5 protein-coding genes are annotated in these 18,014 nt (G+C 68.5%); all 5 read left to right on the forward strand.

Going from position 1 to position 18,014, the window contains the following annotated elements; all coding sequences use genetic code 11:
• The first annotated feature begins 17 nt into the window (after positions 1–17).
• The 5 genes from ABE473_RS07505 to ABE473_RS07525 all read left to right on the forward strand — a co-directional run bounded on the left by ABE473_RS07505 (position 18) and on the right by ABE473_RS07525 (position 17,975).
• Positions 18–12,335, forward strand: coding sequence for an Ig-like domain-containing protein (locus tag ABE473_RS07505; RefSeq protein WP_346489024.1), 12,318 nt, complete (start codon positions 18–20; stop codon positions 12,333–12,335).
• 7 nt (positions 12,336–12,342) lie between these two features.
• Positions 12,343–16,017 carry a TonB-dependent receptor gene (locus tag ABE473_RS07510; RefSeq protein ID WP_346489025.1) on the forward strand — a complete coding sequence of 1,225 codons (3,675 nt, stop codon included), beginning with the start codon at positions 12,343–12,345 and terminating at the stop codon, positions 16,015–16,017.
• 444 nt (positions 16,018–16,461) lie between these two features.
• A complete protein-coding gene (gene rpoH / locus ABE473_RS07515) occupies positions 16,462–17,337 on the forward strand; it encodes an RNA polymerase sigma factor RpoH (RefSeq protein WP_019183519.1) in 876 nt (291 codons plus the stop codon).
• 153 nt (positions 17,338–17,490) lie between these two features.
• The gene (locus ABE473_RS07520; RefSeq protein ID WP_346489026.1) at positions 17,491–17,625 is read left to right on the forward strand and encodes a type II toxin-antitoxin system RelE/ParE family toxin; all 135 of its coding nucleotides are present in this window, start codon (positions 17,491–17,493) and stop codon (positions 17,623–17,625) included.
• Positions 17,626–17,642: 17 nt separating this feature from the next.
• Positions 17,643–17,975: a DNA-binding transcriptional regulator gene (locus ABE473_RS07525; protein ID WP_346489027.1), complete on the forward strand. Its 333-nt coding sequence runs from the start codon at positions 17,643–17,645 to the stop codon at positions 17,973–17,975.
• The last annotated feature ends 39 nt before the right edge of the window (positions 17,976–18,014 follow it).

The following is an 18,014-nucleotide window of genomic DNA, read 5'->3' on the forward strand; positions in this document are numbered from 1 at the left end:
TTTTCGAGGATGAGCGCATGGCAGCAACCGGCACATACAGCAGGGCAGGGACGGCTTCGGCCTGCATCGCGCGCGCGGTGGCCCTGCTGGCGTTGCTGCTGCCGCCGCCGCTGCTGCTGGCGCAGAGCTATCCCAACCCGCTCAACAACACCGCCACCGTGACGGCGCCGGCCGATGTCGGCGATCCCGCGCCCGGCAACAACAGCGCCATCGACAGCAATGCACTGGCCCTGCAGGCGCAGCTGAGCGTCACCAAGGCGCTGCTCAGCGCCACGCCGGTTGCTGCGGGTGGGGCGGTGCAATACCGCATCCAGGTCAACAACGCGGGTCCGTCGGCCGCCTCGGGCGTGGGTGTGGTCGATACCGTGTCCGCGCTGCTCACCAATGTCAGCTGGACCTGCCAGGCCACCACCGCCGCCTCGTCGTGCGCCCAGGCCACCGGCAGCGGCAACGCGATCAACGTCCAGGTCAACATCGCGGTCGGGGACAGCGTGGTGCTGCTGGTCACGGGTACGGCGCCGACCAGCACGCCGGCCACGGTGCCGGCCAACAGCGTCTCGCTGGTGCTGCCGGTGGGCACCACCGACCCGACCCCGGGGGACAACACCGCGACCACGCCGGCGGTGCCGGTGCAGGCCAACGCGCTGGTGGCGAACAACGACACCTTTGCCACGGCGATCTCTTCGACCACGGGCGGCAGCACGCCCACCGTGCTCGGCAACGACACGCTCAACGGCGCGCCGGTGAACGGGCCCGACCTGATCATCGCGCTGCAGAACGCACCGTCCGGCTTCACGATCAACAGCGCAGGCGTGATCACCGTGCCCGCGGGTGCGGCCGCCGGGGCGACCACGCTTACCTACCAGATCTGCGAGAACGCCTCGCCGACCAACTGCGCCACCGCGACGGTGAGCCTCATCATCGGCCCGACCGCGGTGAACGACAGTTTCAACGCGACCGGTGGCGCGCCCTCGCTGACCGCTACCGTGGCCGCCAACGACAATGCACCGGCAGGCGCGGTGTTCACCGCCGTCGGCGTGCCGCCGGCCGGTCTGACGCTCAACGGCGACGGTAGCTTCACCTACGCGCCCGCCGGTGGCATCGCCGCGGCGACGTCCTTCCCGTACCAGGTCTGCCTGCCGGCACCGAACGGCACCGTCTGCAGCACGGCGACCGCCTCGATCGTGGTCGATGCGAACGCGCTGGTCGCCGTCGATGACACCTTCACCACGCCCCTTCCGCCGGGCACCGGCGGGCTGATCCCGAGCGTGCTCGGCAACGACACCTTCAACGGCGGCACCGTGCCGCAGGCGCAGGTCACGCTGAGTCTGGTCGGTGCACCGGCCGGCTTCGCGATCAATGCCGACGGTACGATCCAGGTGCCGGCCACCGCTGCCGCCGGTGCGTTGGCGCTGACCTACCGTTTCTGCGAGAACGCGCTGCCGGCCAACTGCGCCACTGCCACGGCGAATCTGATCGTCAGCCCGGACGCGGTCAACGATACGGTCACCACGCCTGGCGGTGGACAGCCCGCGACCGGCACCCTGGCCGGCAACGACACCATCGCCAGCGGTTCCGCCTACACACTGGGGATCGCGCCGACCCGGGGCATCGCGGTGGTCAACGCCGATGGCACCTTCAGCTATACGCCGACCAACGCCAACACCGGACCGGACACGTTCACATATCAGGTATGCCTGCCGACGCCGAACACGACGGTGTGCGACAGCGCGACCGTCAGCGTCAATGTGCAGGGCAACCAGATCGCCGCCGTGGACGATCTGTTCGTGACACCGCTGCAGCCGGGGAGCACCACGAGCGTCAGCCTGCTCGCCAACGACACGCTCAACGGCGCGGCGGTTGCGGCGGGGACGGTTGCACTCACGCTCAGCAACGCGCCGGCCGACTACGCCGTCGACGCCGGCGGGCAGGTGATTGTTCCCGCCAGCGCCGCCGCCGGTGCGGTGAATTTCAGCTATCAGGTCTGCGAATTGGCCACCCCGGGCAATTGCGCCACCGCCAACGTCCAGCTGGTGATCGCGCCGGATGCGGTGGACGACATCGTCACGGCCACTGCGGGCATCGCCCTGGCCGGGACGGTTGCCGGCAACGACAACGTGCCGACCGGCGCGCAGTTCAGCGTGCTGGCGGTGGCCGCGCACGGCAGCGTCACGCTCGCTGCCGATGGCAGCTTCAGCTATACCGCCCAGGCGGCCTACAGCGGGCCGGACAGTTTCCTTTACCAGGTGTGCCTGCCGGCACCGAACGGCAACGTGTGTGACAGCGCCACGGTCACGATCAATGTCAGCCCGGGTGCGATCGTCGCCACCAACGATGATTTCAGCAGCGCGCCGCTGACCAGCGCCGGTGGGCTCACCGCCAGCGTGCTGGGCAACGACACCCTCAACGGCGTCGCCATCCTTCCCGCGCAGGCCGCGCTCTCGCTGATCAACGCCCCTCCGGCCGGCTACACGCTCGATGCCGCCGGCCAGCTGCAGGTGCCTGCCGGTGCCGCCGCCGGCCCGGTCACCCTGACCTATCAGCTGTGCCAGGCCGGTACCAGCAACTGCGCCACCGCCACCATCGTCGTGGTGATCGCGCCGGATGCGGTGGCGGATGCGTACACCACCCAGGTCGCCACGCCGCTCAGCGGCAATGTGTCGGTGAACGACAACACCGCGGCCGGCACCACCTTCGCGGTGACGGGCGCGACTCCGCCCGGCCTGGCGTTCAACGCCGATGGCAGCTTCACCTACACCCCGCCGGCGCAGTACACCGGCACCACCACGTTCAACTACCAGGCCTGCCTGGCCGCGCCGCTGGCGGGCGTCTGCGATACCGCCACGGTCACGCTCAACGTCAATGCCGGCACCCTGGTCGCCAATGACGATGATTTCCGCAGTGCGATCATCACGCCCACCACCGGTGGCACCACCAACAGTGTGCTGGCCAACGACACCCTCAACGGTGCCATTCCGCCTGCGCCGGCCCAGGTGATCCTGAGCCTGGTCGGTGCGCCGGCCGGGTATGCACTCAACAGCAACGGCACGATCTCGGTGCCGGGCGGCGCAGCGTCCGGGGCGGTCGACTTCTCCTACCAGCTGTGCGAAGCGGCGCTGCCCGGCAACTGCACCACGGCGGCAGTGCGCCTGCTGCTGGCGCCGGTGGCGGTCAACGATACCTTCAGCACACCCGTAGGCGTGGCGGTGACCGGCAACGTGGCCGGCAATGACAACGTGCCGGCAAACGCCACCTTCAGCCTGAGTGGTACCGCGCCGACCGGGCTGGTGTTCAATCCGAACGGCGGCTTCACCTATACCCCGCCGGCCGGTACCCAGGGCGCGATCACCTTCGCCTACCAGGCCTGCCTGCCTGCGCCGGACAGCGCGGTGTGTGCGGGCGCGACGGTCACCCTCAACGTCAATGCCGGCACCCTGGTCGCCAATGACGATGATTTCCGCGGCGCTCCGGTCGACCCCGAGCTCGGCGGCAGTACCGCTTCGGTACTGGTCAATGACAGCCTCAACGGCACCGTGCCGCCCGCCTCCGCGGACGTGCTGCTCAGCCTGGTCGGTGCGCCGGCCGGCTATACGCTGGCCTCCGATGGCAGCGTGACGGTCAGCAGCGGCATACCGGCCGGTGCGGTCACGCTGACCTACCAGCTGTGCGAAGCGGCCTTGCCGGGCAACTGCGATTCAGCGCAGATCCGGCTGCTGGTGGCACCGTCCGCGCAGGCCGACGTGTTCTCGACGCCGGCCGGTCAATTGCTGGCCGGCAATGTTGGCGGCAACGACAACGCGCCGGCCGGTGCGGTGTTCTCCCTGACCACCCCGGCGCCGGCGGGACTGCAGTTCGGCCTGGACGGCACGTTCCAGTACACGCCGCCGGCCGGCTTCACCGGGCCGGTGACGTTCACCTACCAGGTCTGCCTGCCGGCGCCGGACACCGCCCAGTGCCGCACCGCCACGGCGACCATCAACGTCAACGCCGGCACGCTGCTGGCGCGCGATGACGACTTCAGTGCCGCGCCGCTCGCGCCCGGCGGCACCACCACGGTCAGCGTGCTGGCCAACGACGCGCTGGATGGCGTCACACCCCCGCCCGCCGCCAGTGTGCTGCTCAGCCTGATCGGTGCCCCGGCCGGCTACGCGCTGGATGCCAATGGTCTGCTGCAGGTGCCACCCACCGCGGTGGGCGGTGCCGCAGTGCTGACGTACCAGGTCTGCGAAGCGGCGCTGCCGGGCAACTGCGCCAGCGCCACGATCCGTCTGGTGGTCACACCGTCGGCGAGCAACGACGTGTTCTCCACGCCGGCCGGGCAAGCACTCAACGGCGCCGTGGGCGACAACGACAACGTGCCGCCGGGCGCGCTGTTCACCGTCACCGGCACCGCGCCGGTCGGCCTGGTGTTCAGCGGCGGCGGCACCTTCACCTATACCCCGCCGGTCGGTACCACCGGCGCGGTCACGTTCGACTACCAGGTCTGCCTGCCGGCACCGAACGCCGCGTTGTGCGCGAGCGCCAGCGTCACCATCACCGTCAACGCAGGCACGCTCGCCGCCAATCCGGATGACTTCAGCACGACCCCGATCAACCCGGTCACCGGCGGCAGCACCCCCTCGGTGCTGGCCAACGATGCGCTCAATGGCAGCACGCCGCCGGCGGCAGCCGATGTGCTGCTGTCGTTGCAGGGCGCGCCGGCCGGGCTGGCCATCACCGCCGAGGGTGCGGTGACCGTGGCACCGGGCACGCCGGCAGGGGCCAAGAACCTGACCTACCAGCTCTGCGAAGCGGCGGCGCCTTCCAACTGCGCTATCGCCACCGCACGCGTGGTGGTCGCGCCGTCCGCCGCGGACGATGCGTTGTCCACGCCGTCGGGCCAGGTGCTGAACGGGTCGGTGGCCAGCAACGACAACGCGCCGGTCGGCGCCCAGTTCACTGTGCTCAACATCCCGCCGGATGGCCTGGTGTTCGCGGCCGACGGCACCTTCAGCTATACGCCCCCGGTCGGCTTCAGCGGCGCAATCCCGTTCTCCTACCAGGTCTGCCTGCCGGCACCGGACGCAGGCGTCTGCGCGACGGCCAGCGTTACCCTCAACGTCAACAGCGGCACGCTGGTGGCGGTCGACGACAGCTTCGCCACCCCGCTCGCGCCCGGTGCCGCCTCGCCGTCCGTACTGGTCAACGACACGCTCAACACGGCCACGCCGCTGCCTGCGGAGGTCGTGCTGTCGCTGATCGGCGCGCCGACCGGTTTCGCCATCGCTGCCGATGGCACGGTCACGGTGGCGGCCGGGACCGCCGCCGGCGCCACCACGCTCACGTACCAGATCTGCGAAGCCGCTGCGTCGTCCAACTGCGCCACCGCCAGTGTCGCGCTGGTGGTGGCGCCTGCACCGGTCAACGATGCGTTCGCCGTGCAGGCAGGCCAGACGATCAACGACACGGTGTCGGGCAACGACAACATGCCCATCGGGTCGCTCTACAGCGTGCCGGGCGCACTGCCGTCTGGTGTGACCCTCAATGCCGACGGCAGCTTCAGCTACACGCCGCCGGCCGGCACCACCAGCCCGACCAGCTTCACCTACCAGGCCTGCCTGCCGGCGCCGAACGCGGCCGTCTGCGGCACCGCCACGGTCACGCTCAACATCAACAACGGCGCCCTGGTCGCGAACGACGACAGCTTCGGTGCGATCGCGCCGGGCGCTGCCACGCCCAGCGTGTTGAACAACGATGCGCTCAACGGCGTCAGCCCGGCGCCGGCCGCCAGCGTCTCGCTGAGCCTGGTCGGCGCGCCCGCCGGATTCACGATCAACCCCAACGGCACGGTCTCGGTGGCGGGCAATGCGCCTACCGGCGCGACCACGCTGAGCTACCAGATCTGCGAAACCGCCGCGGCGAACAACTGCGCCACCGCGAGCATCGCGCTGGTGGTGCGTCCGGCACCCGTCGATGATGCGATCGCCGTGCAGGCAGGCCAGCCCAACAGCGGCAACGTGTCGGGCAACGACAACATGCCCGCCGGCTCGACCTGGAGCGTGGCCGCGCCGCCCCAGGGCCTGGTGTTCAACAGCAACGGCAGCTTCACCTATACGCCGCCGGCCGGCACCGTCGGCCCGGTCACGTTCGCCTACCAGGCCTGCCTGCCCGCACCGGATGCCGCCCTGTGCGGCACCGCCACGGCCACCTTGACCATCGCCGTCAACGCCGTGGTCGCCAACGACGATACCTTCGCCGCGCCGCTCACCGGTGGCTCCGCTACGCCCAGCGTGCTGGCCAACGATTCGCTCAATGGCGTGAGTCCGCCGGCCGCGGCGACGGTGCAGCTGCTGCTGGTCGGTGCACCGGCCGGCTTCGTGATCAACAACGATGGCACCGTGCAGATTCCCGTCGGCGCCACCGCCGGGGCCACGATACTGACCTATCAGCTGTGCGAAGCCGCATCGCCGACCAACTGCGCCACCGCCGCGATCCGCATCGTGGTCACGCCGGCGCCGCAGAACGATGCCTTCTCCGTGCCGGCCGGTGGCACGCTCGTCAACGGCAGCGTCGCCGCCAACGACAGCATGCCGGCCGGGTCCACCTGGACCGTGCAGGGCACGCCGCCGAACGGGCTGGTGTTCAATGGCGACGGCACCTTCAGCTACACGCCGCCGGTAGGCACCACCGGTGCGGTGACCTTCACCTATCAGACCTGCCTGCCCGCACCCAATGCCGGTGTCTGCGGCACGGCGACGGTCACACTCAACGTCAATCTGGGCACGTTGGCGGCCGCCGACGACAGCTTCACCGACATCGCGCCGGGTACCGCCACGCCCAGCGTGCTCGGCAACGATGCGCTCAACGGCGTCAGTCCGCCGGCGCCGGCCACCGTGCAGCTGAGCCTGGTCGGTGCACCGTCCGGTTACAGCATCGCCCCGGACGGGACGATCAACGTGCCGACCGGTGTCTTCGCCGGCGCGACCACGCTGACCTATCAGATCTGCGAAACCGCCGCGCCGTCCAATTGCGATACCGCCACCGTTGCGCTGGTGATCCGTCCGGCACCGCAGAACGATGCCTATGCGGTGCAGGCCGGTGGCACGATCAGCAACGGCAACGTCGCGGCGAACGATGGCATGCCGGCCGGGTCCACCTGGACCGTGCAGGGCACGCCGCCGAACGGGCTGGTGTTCAATGCCGATGGCACGTTCACCTATACCCCGCCGGTCGGCACCACCGGTCCGGTCACCTTCACCTACCAGACCTGTCTGCCGGCCCCGAACGCGGCACTGTGCGCGACCGCCACGGTGACGCTCAACGTCAACACCGGCACCCTGGCCGCCGCCGATGACACGCTCACCGGCGTGCTGCCGGGCGCCACCACGGCCGGCAGCGTGCTGGCCAACGACAGCCTCAACGGCACCTCGCCGCCGGCAGCGACGGATGTGCTGCTGAGCCTGGTCGGTGCACCGGCCGGCTTCACGATCAATCCGGATGGCACGATCAGTGTCGGTGGCGGGGTGACCGCCGGCCCGACCACGCTCACCTATCAGATCTGCGAAGCCGCTGCATCGAACAACTGCGATACCGCCAGCGTCACCGTGGTGGTGACGCCGCTGCCGCAGAACGATGCCTTCAGCGTGCAGTTGGGGCAGACGCTGGGCAACAGCGTGGCCAGCAACGACAACCTGCCGCCCGGCGCCGGCTGGACGCTGCAGGGCACGCCGCCGGCCGGCCTGACCTTCAATGCCGATGGCTCGTTCACCTATACCCCGCCGGGTGGCACCACCGGGCCGGTGAACTTTACCTACCAGGCCTGCCTGCCGGCGCCGAACACGACCCTGTGCGGCACCGCCACGGTCACCCTCAACATCACCACCGGTGCGCTGCTGGCCGGCAATGACACCTTCAGTGGCATCGCCCCCGGCACCACGTCGGCCGCCAGCGTGCTGGCCAATGACAGCCTCAACGGCGTCTCGCCGCCGGCCGCGGCCAGCGTCGTGCTGAGCCTGGTGGGCGCGCCCGCCGGCTTCGCGATCACGCCCAGCGGCACCATCAGCGTCGCCACCGGCACGATGGCAGGCGCGACCACGCTCACCTACCAGATCTGCGAAGCGGCCGCGCCAGGCAACTGCGCCACGGCTACGGTGACGGTGATCGTCAGTCCCACGCCGCAGAACGATGCCTTCTCGGTGCAGGCCGGGCAGAGTGTGGGTAACAGTGTGGCGACCAATGACAGCCTGCCGCCGGGGTCCACCTGGGCGATCCAGGGCACGCCGCCCGCCGGGCTTGCGTTCAACGCCGATGGCAGCTTCACCTATACGCCGCCGATCGGCACGCCCAGCCCGGTGACCTTCGTTTACAGCGCGTGCCTGCCAGCACCGGACAGCAGCCTGTGCGGCACGGCCACGGTCACCCTCAACGTCAACAACGGCACGCTCACCGCCGGCGATGACACGCTGACCGGCGTGCTGCCCGGTGCGACCACGGGCGGCAGCGTGCTTGCCAACGACAGCCTCAACGGTGTCTCGCCGCCGGCGCCCGCCGATGTGGTGCTGAGCCTGGTCGGCGCGCCGGGTGGCTTCACTCTCTCGCCGGACGGCACGATCAGCGTGGGCACCGGTGTGGTGTCCGGTCCGACCACGATCACCTACCAGATCTGCGAAGCGGCGGCGCCGGCCAACTGCGATACCGCCAGCGTCACCGTGGTCGTCACCCCGGCACCGCAGAACGATGGCTTCGCGGTGCAGGCCGGACAGACGTTGGGCAACACGGTCGCCGCCAACGACAACACGCCGCCGGGTGCGGTGTTCACCCTGCAGGACACTGCGCCGGCGGGCCTGGCCTTCAACCCCGACGGCACGTTCACCTATACCCCGGCCGCGGGCGTGACCGGCCCGGTCAGCGTCGCCTACCAGGTGTGCCTGCCGGCGCCGAACGGCAGCCTGTGCGGCCGCGCGATCCTTACCATCAACATCAACAACGGCCTGCTGGTGGCCGGTGATGACACGCTCACCGGCGTCGCACCGGGAACCACGTCCAGTGGCAGCGTGCTGGCCAACGACAGCCTCAATGGCGTCTCGCCGCCGGCCGCGGCGGATGTACTGCTGAGCCTGGTCGGCGCACCGGCCGGTTTCAGCATCACGCCGACCGGCACGATCACGGTGGCCAGTGGCACGACCTCCGGTGCCACGACGATCACCTACCAGATCTGCGAAGCCGCCGCCCCGGGCAACTGCGATACCGCCAGCGTCACCGTGGTGGTCACTCCCGCCCCGCAGAACGACGCGTTCTCGGTCCAGGTCGGGCAGACCCTGAGCAACAGCGTGGCCAGCAACGACGCCATGCCCGCTGGTGCGCTCTACACCGTGCAGGGCACGCCGCCGCCCGGTCTGACCCTGGCCAGCAATGGTGGCTTCACCTATACGCCACCGGCAGGCACGCCGAGTCCGGTCAGCTTCACCTACCAGACCTGCCTGCCTGCGCCGTACGCCGCGACCTGCGGCACCGCTGCGGTGACGATCAACATCAACACCGGCACGCTGGTGGCCGGTGACGACGTGCTTACCGGGCTCGTACCGGGCACCACGTCCTCGCTCAGCGTACTGGCCAACGATCAGCTCAACGGCGTCAGCCCGCCGCCGGCGGCAGCGGTGCAGCTCAGCCTGATCGGCGCACCGGCCGGTGTCAGCATCAACCCGGACGGCACGATCAGCATCGGCAGCGGCGTCACTGGCGGCGCGACCGTGGTGACCTACCAGATCTGCGAAGCCGCCGCGCTCGCCAACTGCACCACCGCCACGGTCACCGTGGTGGTCACCCCGGTCCCGCAGAACGACAGCTTCACCGTGCCTGCCGGGCTTCCGCTCACGGCCAACGTCGGCGCCAATGACAATGTCGCCGCCGGTGCGCTCTACACCCTCACCAGCGGCGCATTGCCGGGCCTGGTGTTCAATGCCGATGGCAGCTTCAGCTACACCCCGCCGTCGGGCACGCCGGGGCCGGTGAGCTTCAGCTACCGGGTCTGCCTGCCTGCGCCGTACACCGCGCAATGTGGCGACGCCACCGTGACGCTCACCCTGTCCGGCTCGGCCAACGTCGTGCTCGCGGTCAACGACGACTTCACCGGCACCCCGGTCGATCCGGCGGTGGGCGGCACCATCGCCCGCTCGGTCGTGGAGAACGACAGCTTCAACAACGTTTCGCCGCCGCCGGTGGGCAGCGTCGTGGCCAGCCTGACCGGCAGCACGCCGGGCTACACGATGAACAACCAGGGCCAGATCATGGTCGCGGCGGGTGTGCAGCCCGGCCAGGTGCAACTGGCCTACCAGCTGTGCGAGAACGGCGTGCCGACCAACTGCACCACCGCGATCGCCACGGTGCGGGTACAGGGTCCGGTCGGTGCGCTGCTGGCGGTGGATGACAGCGGCGGCCCGATCGGTCCGTCCGGCCGCACGCGCCTGTTCAACGTGTTCACCAACGATACGTTCAACACCGCGCCGCTGGATCCGGCCCAGGTGAGCTTCGTACCGGTGGCCACCAACGCCCTGGCCTTCAGCGCCGATGGCTGGGTGGATGTCGCGGCCGGGCTGGCGCCGGGCAGCTATGGCACCACGTATACGATCTGCCTGCTCAACCAGCCGACCGTCTGCGATACCGCAAACGTCACCGTCACCGTCATCGCCGGCGATCCAGGCGTGGATGCTGAAGACGACCGGGTGGAAATCCCGCAGGACGGCGTGATCGAGATCGACGTGCTCGGCAACGACCGCGTCAACGGCACGCCGATCGATCCGGACAGCGTCACCGTGACCATCACCGCGCCACCGCCGTATGGCACGGCCACGGTGCTGCCGCGTGCACGCATCCGCTTCGCCGCGCGGGACAACTTCTCCGGCGAGCAGGCCTTCGATTACCAGGTCTGCGACGTGGTCGATCCGGCGATGTGCGCCGGCGCCACGGTCACGGTGGTGGTCGCCCCGAACGTGCTCACCCTGGGTGACGATGCCGTCACCGCGGAGAGCAGCGCGCCGCTGGCGATCAACGTGCTGGCCAACGACAGTGCCCGTACCGCGCCACTGGATCCGGCGTCGCTGCAGGTCGCGGTGGCGCCCACGCACGGCAGCGTGCAGTGCACCAACGGCGTCTGCACCTATACGCCGGCGGCCAACTTCGCCGGCACCGACAGCTTCCGCTACCGGGTCTGCGATGTGTCCCTCCCGACACCGCTGTGCGCCGAAGCGAACGTCGCGGTCACCGTGGCCGGCCAGCAGGCCGTACTGCGCCTCACCAAGGTGGCCGGCAAGCGCAGCGCTCAGATCGGGGACCTGGTGCGCTACACCGTCACCATCGACAACGTCGGCGAGGTGGATGCCAACGGTGCCACCCTGCTCGATACGCTGCCGCCGGGCTTCACCTTCGTGCGCGGCGGATTCGCGGTGCTCGATGCCGACAACGACGCACGCACCAGCGGCGTGCAGCCGCTGCGCATCGACGGCATCGACGTGGCCGCGGGCGAGCGCGCCACGGTGGTGTACTACCTGCGCGTCGGCGCCGGGACCGGCACGGGGGTGCATACCAACCGCATCACCGCCATCGATGGCGAGAACCGCACGATCGGCAACGTGGCCTCGGCCGAGGTGGAGATCACTACCGATCCGCTGCTCGATGAGAGCCTGATCGTGGGCAGCGTGTTCGACGACCGCAACGGCAACGGCATCCATGATGACGGTGAGCGTGGCATTCCCGGCGTGCGCATCGCAGCGGTGGAAGGCCTGCTGATGGAAACCGACGCCTTCGGCCGCTATCACCTGGTCGGGATTCCGGGCGGCGAGGCGCGCGGGCGCAACTTCATCCTCAAGGTGGATCCGTCCACGTTGCCGGCCGGTGCGCGCTTCACCACGCCCAACCCGCTGGTCCGTCGCATCACCCCCGGGCTGCCGGTGCGCTTCGACTTCGGTGTGCGCATGCCCGAGGGTGCGCTGAGTACCGCACCGCCGACAGCGCCCACCGCATCGCGACCCGCGCGCATCGAGCTGGGCGAGGCGCTGTTCCCCACGGGCAGCGCGCAGCTGGGGGCCGACCGCGCACCGGTGATCGCAACGGCCGCGCAGGCCCTGGTGGCGCGTGGCGGCGGACGGCTGCAGCTCACCGCGCCTGCCGGCCAGGCCGACCTTGCACGGCAACGGGCACAGGCGTTGCGGGTGGCCCTGCGGTCGCAGCTGCCGGACCCGGTCGCCGCAGCGACCACGATCGAGGTGCTGGACGCCGATGGGCGCGTGCTGCAGCGCCTGCGCCTGGATGATCCCCCCGAGCCTGCCAGTCCCGGTCGCGCGACCGGGGAGGGGCGCTGACATGGACATGACCCTGATTCCGAGCCCGATCTCCCGCCGCCTCATCCTCGGCGTGGCCAGCGCCGTGCTGCTGGCAGCGCCTGCCGCCGCCCAGCAGTCCCTGCCGGCTCCTTCACCCGCGCCGATCCGCTGCGAAGCCGACAGCTGCCGCAGCGATGACGGGCTGCTGCTGCGCATCGGCGATGACGACGCGCCCGCGCTGCCGCTGCCGGGCCGCACCGATCTCCCCGTGGCCGGCACGGTACCGGCGTCACCGGCAGTCACCCCGGACGTGGCGGCGCGCGGCGGCCAGTTCATGGCCGAGCTGCCCAACGGCGGCGTGGTGTGGGCGACCGAAGATCCGACCATGGTGCCACCCAGCCTGAGCGTGCAGGCCGCCGCCACCGTGCCGTTCGAGAATGGCCGGGTGATCCGTCCGCTGCGCTTCCACAGCTACAACAACTACGCCTCCTTCATTCAGAAACTGGAGGTGACGCTGTATCGCGGTACCGATACCGATCTGGTCACGCCGCTGGCCCGCATCGAGTTGCCGGCCGACTACGTTGGCGATGCCGAGTGGAGCGGTGAGCTGCCGCCGCAGATCAAGCTGCGCACCGGTGACGATCTCATCTACGTCGCACGTGCCTACGGCGCCGGTGGGGCGTTCGATGAAACCCGCCTGCAGCGCATCCAGCTGGTCACCCCGGCCGACTTCGACCGGGGCCTGCAGATCACCCGCGAGAACGTGCAGAAAACGCTGGGCCAGGCCCTGGATGGCGACAGCGCGCAGGACCTGCAGCTCAGCAACAGCATCTATGGGCAGAGCATGCTCCGCCTGCAGAACATTCCCATCCACGGCTCGCGCGTGCGTCTGTATGGCCGCAACCTGGAACCCAACAGCCGCGTGCGCATCAACGGCCAGGACTTCCCGGTCGACCTGGAGCAGAAGTTCGCGGCCGAGTTCCTCGAGCCGGTCGGCGAGCATCGCTACGACGTCAGTGTCGAATCCCGCGATGCGCCCTCCGCGCAGCGGCAGCTGGATGTGGATGTCACCGGCCGCTATCTGTTCCTGGTCGCCATCGCCGATGTCACCGTGTCCAAGAACAGCGCCAGTGGCAACCTGCAGCCCTTGGCGGCGGATGATCGCGACGACGACAGCTTCCTCAGCGAGGGCCGGCTGGCGTTCTACCTGAAGGGCAAATTGCGCGGCAAATACCTGGTCACTGCACAGGCCGACACCCAGGACCGCGAGCTGAAGTACCTGTTCCGCGATTTCACCCAGGCCGACGCGCAGGACGTGTTCCGCCGCCTGGATCCAGACCTGTATTACCCGGTATATGGCGATGACTCCACCACCTACCGCGACGTGGATACGCAGGGCCGGCTGTACCTGCGCGTGGACTGGGATCAGAGCCAGGCCGTGTGGGGCAACTACGCCACTGGCATCACCGGCACCGAATATGGCCAGTACGTACGCTCGCTGTATGGCGGTGCATTGAACTGGCGTTCGCTGGAGGCCACGCCGCTGGGCGAGGCACGCTCGCAGGTGAAGGTGTTCGGTTCAGAAGCGCAGTCCGCGCCGGGCCATAGTGAATTCCTCGGTACCGGCGGCAGCCTGTACTACCTGCGCCACACCGATGTGCTGCCGGGCTCGGAGCAGGTGGTGCTGGAAGTACGTGACCGCACCACCGGTCGCACCGAAACGCGCGCCACCCTGCAGGAGGGCGTGGACTACGAGATCGACAACCTGCAGGGCCGCCTGATCCTGACCCGTCCGCTGGCGCAGCTGACCCGCGAGAACGTGCGCAGCATCACCCGCGACATGCCGCTCGACGGCTACGACCAGTTGCTGCTGGTGGACTACGAATACGTGCCGCTCGGCTTCAGCAGCGATGACGTGACTTACGGTGCGCGCGGCCGGCAGTGGATCGGTGACCACGTGGCGATCGGCGGCACCTGGATCGACGAGAACCGCAGCGGCGAGAACTACAGCCTCAAGGGCGCCGACCTCACCCTGCAGGCCGGACGTGGCACGTATTTGAAGATGGAGCAGACCCGCACCGAAGCGACTGCCGCCCCGGTGTTCTATTCGGACAACGGCGGCCTGAGCTTCATCCGTCGCAATCCCTACGAAGGCCGGCGCTCGGGCACCGCCAGCGCGGTGGAAGCGCGTGCCAATCTGCGTGAGCTGGGCTGGACGACCCAGGACTGGAGCCTGGGGGCGTGGTGGCGCGATGTCGATGCCGGTTTCTCGGTCGCGCGCCAGGACACCGGTCTGTCGATCCAGGAATACGGTGCCGAATTCCTCGGCTACCTCACCGACGACGTCAGCCTGTATGGCCGGCACACCCGCACCGAGCAGGGCGAACTGGCGCTGGAGCAGAGCCAGCTGACCGCGGAGTGGCGACTGGGCAACGACGGCCAGCTGACCGGTGAGCTGCGCCGCGTGCGCGAGGAACAGGAGCTGCAGAGCGTGGACGCCCTGCTGGCCGCGATCGGTTACCGCCAGCGCTTCGGCGCGTCGTGGGAGCTGTACGGCACCGGCCAGGTCACGCTGGATGATGACGGTGGCGCGTACGAGAAGAACGACCTGCTCACGCTGGGCGCGCGGTATCTGTTCGGCGACCGCAGCAGTGTCGGCGCGGAAGTCAGTGGCGGCAGCCGCGGCCATGGCGCCAAGGTCGATGGTGAGTACCGCATGGCACCGGACCACAGCCTGTACGGCAGTTACAGCTACAGCACCGACCGCACCGGCACCGATCCGCTGTTCGATACCGGGTTGCAGAGTGGCTGGACGCTGGGCCAGCGCTGGCGACTGAGCAACCAGGTCAACGTCTACAACGAGAGCCAGTATCTGAAGGACCGTCGCCAGGACAGCGCAGGCATCGTGCACACCTTCGGCATGGACTTCTATCCCGCGCAGGGCTGGAACCTGGGCTTCACGATCATGGACGGTGAGCTGGATTCCACCTTGGGCCGTGTCGATCGCCGCGCCTACAGCGTGAGCGGCGGACGTACCGATGCCGTAGCGCAGTGGAACAGCAAGCTGGAGTATCGGCGCGACAGTGGGGCCGAGCAGCGCGAGCAGTGGGTGACCACCAACCGCCTGCTGTACAAGCTCAACGAAGACTGGCGCTTCGCCCTGCGCGCGAACTATGCCGATACCGAAGACCGCATCGACCGTCTGGCCGACGCCAAGCTGGTGGAGACCAACATGGGCTTCGCCTGGCGCCCGCACGACAACACGCGCTGGGCCGGCTTCGGCAAGTTCACCTATCTCTACGATGTGGCATCGCTGGGGCAGGAGGGCGGCAACCTGTACGACCAGCGCTCGCAGATCCTCTCGCTCGAAGGGATCCGTCAGCTGGGCGCGCGCTGGGAAGTGGCCGGCAAGCTGGCCTCGCGCTGGGGCGACTACCGCACCGGCCGTGGCGAGGGTGCCTGGCTGGACAGCCGCGCCGACTTCGCCGCGCTGCAGCTGCGCTATCGCCTGTTCGCGCAATGGGAAGGGTTGGCCGAGCACCGCTGGTTGAAGGTGCGCGACGGTGGCGTGCGCAAGGGCTGGCTGGTGGGCGTGGACCGACGGGTCGGGGAGAACTTCAAGGTCGGGGTGGGCTACAACTTCACCGAGTTCAGCGATGACATGACCGAGCTGAAGTACGACCAGAAGGGGTTCTTCCTGAACATGGCGGGGTATTACTAGGCTTCGGATGGTTCGGGCCTGCCACGCATGGCGTCGTTTGCGGCTTCGGTGGGTTTGGGCCTGCCACGCATGGCGTGGCACTACCGGGCATTGCGGTGTTGGGGGTCGGGTTTGGGGACGATTCGGTTCGGTGACATGGCGCGACCGGGCTGAAAGGTGATTGGGGGTAGAGCCAGGCCATGCCTGGCTGAACTGCCGACAACCTTTCCGGCATGAATGGGCGTTTCCCGGCGGCCCGTTCAGCCAGAAAACACGCCTTGGCGCCCAATTCATTAACCTATGTCGTTGATTTAATTCGACTTGATGCCTTATTTCCAGCCACTCGCCACTGTCATCATTTCGCGGTACGTTAGCGGGGTGATCGGTGCCAGCATCCCATGAACAGAACGCTGGAACTTCTTTCCCCTTTAGCAGTCCAATTCCGGGACTGCTAAGATGAGTGCTATGAGCCAGAACACCTCTACTGCCCTTGTGGCAAACAATCTCCCGATTCCCAGTGCGCTCGGTTCGCTGGACGCCTACATCGGTGCCGTGCACCAGATTCCGGTGCTGTCGGTCGATGACGAGCAGGATCTGGCCCGCCGCTTCCGCGACGAGCTGGACCTGGACGCCGCGCGCGAGCTGGTCCATTCCCACCTGCGCTTCGTGGTGCACGTCGCCCGTGGCTACAACGGCTACGGCCTGGCGCTGGGCGACCTGATCCAGGAAGGCAACATCGGCCTGATGAAGGCGGTGAAGCGCTTCGACCCGGACATGGGCGTTCGCCTGGTGTCGTTCGCGGTGCACTGGATCCGTGCGGAAATGCACGAGTTCATCCTCAAGAACTGGCGCATCGTCAAGGTCGCCACGACCAAGGCGCAGCGCAAGCTGTTCTTCAACCTGCGCAAATCCAAGACCCGTCTGGGCTGGATGAACGCGGCGGAAGTCAGTGCGGTGGCCAAGGATCTGAACGTGTCCGAGCGCGAAGTGCTCGAGATGGAGTCGCGCCTGTCCGGCCGCGATATCGGTTTCGATCTCTCCAGCGATGACGATGACGACCATGCGCCGCCGTCGCCGGCTGCCTATCTGCGCGCCAACGAAGAAGATCCTTCGATGGCGTATGAGCGGATGGACAGCGAAGACAATCAGCTGCAGCTGCTGCGCGAAGGCATGGCCGAGCTGGATGCGCGTTCGCGCGACATCATCCGCCGTCGCTGGCTGGACGCGGACAGCAAGGTGACGCTGCAGGAGCTGGCCGATGAGTACGGCGTGTCGGCCGAACGCATCCGCCAGGTCGAGGCGAACGCGCTGAAGAAGATGAAGGCGCTGTTTACTGCGTGATGCAGTAAGCCGCTGAGTAAATGATAAGGCCCGGCACTGCCGGGCCTTTTCTTTGCGGCAGCGTTATACCGGTGTCTGGCCGCTGATCTTTCCGACAGCGGGGCACGCCACTGCTGATGTTCACGCCGTACCACTCAGTGGCACGGTATGATCATGCAACGTGTCTTCCGCACCCGGAGTTTCAACCGCAGCCTGCGAAGGTCTGCGCTCGGCGACGCGGCCCTGTGCCGCGCGGTGGATGAGATGCGGCGAGGCCTGACAGTTGGATCGCGCCGTGAAATGCGGTGACCTGCAGGAGATCTGTCATGACAAAGACATCTGAGCGCCGGCGCCCGAAGAGCAGGCTTCTGGAGGCCGTGCACGATGCGGCCGTGAGCCTGCATGCACATGGGGTCATCGATAAGCGCCGGTTGGGCTGCTACGAAGCCCTTTGCCTGGAGCCGGTGCCCGCGTACAGCAGCGCCCAGATCCGTGCACTCCGCACGTCGCTTGCGCTCAGCCAGCCGGTATTCGCAGGCGTGCTGAACACCAGCGTTTCAACAGTGCGCAGTTGGGAGCAGGGCGACAAGAAGCCCAGTGGACCATCGCTGAAGCTGTTGAACCTGATCGACCGGAAAGGGCTCGACGCCGTTCTCTAGAACAAAGGCCCGGCAATGCCGGGCCTTTGCGCTGCACAG

Source organism: Stenotrophomonas sp. TWI700, from assembly GCF_039673645.1.
Taxonomy (GTDB): domain Bacteria; phylum Pseudomonadota; class Gammaproteobacteria; order Xanthomonadales; family Xanthomonadaceae; genus Stenotrophomonas; species Stenotrophomonas maltophilia_AA.

Bases quoted from the DNA above. Each gene is read 5' to 3' on its own strand.
- ABE473_RS07505 (WP_346489024.1), top strand. From the start codon at position 18: ATGGCAGCAACCGGCACATACAGCAGGGCAGGGACGGCTTCGGCCTGC.
- ABE473_RS07510 (WP_346489025.1), top strand. From the start codon at position 12,343: ATGACCCTGATTCCGAGCCCGATCTCCCGCCGCCTCATCCTCGGCGTG.
- rpoH (WP_019183519.1), top strand. From the start codon at position 16,462: ATGAGCCAGAACACCTCTACTGCCCTTGTGGCAAACAATCTCCCGATT.
- ABE473_RS07520 (WP_346489026.1), top strand. From the start codon at position 17,491: ATGCAACGTGTCTTCCGCACCCGGAGTTTCAACCGCAGCCTGCGAAGG.
- ABE473_RS07525 (WP_346489027.1), top strand. From the start codon at position 17,643: ATGACAAAGACATCTGAGCGCCGGCGCCCGAAGAGCAGGCTTCTGGAG.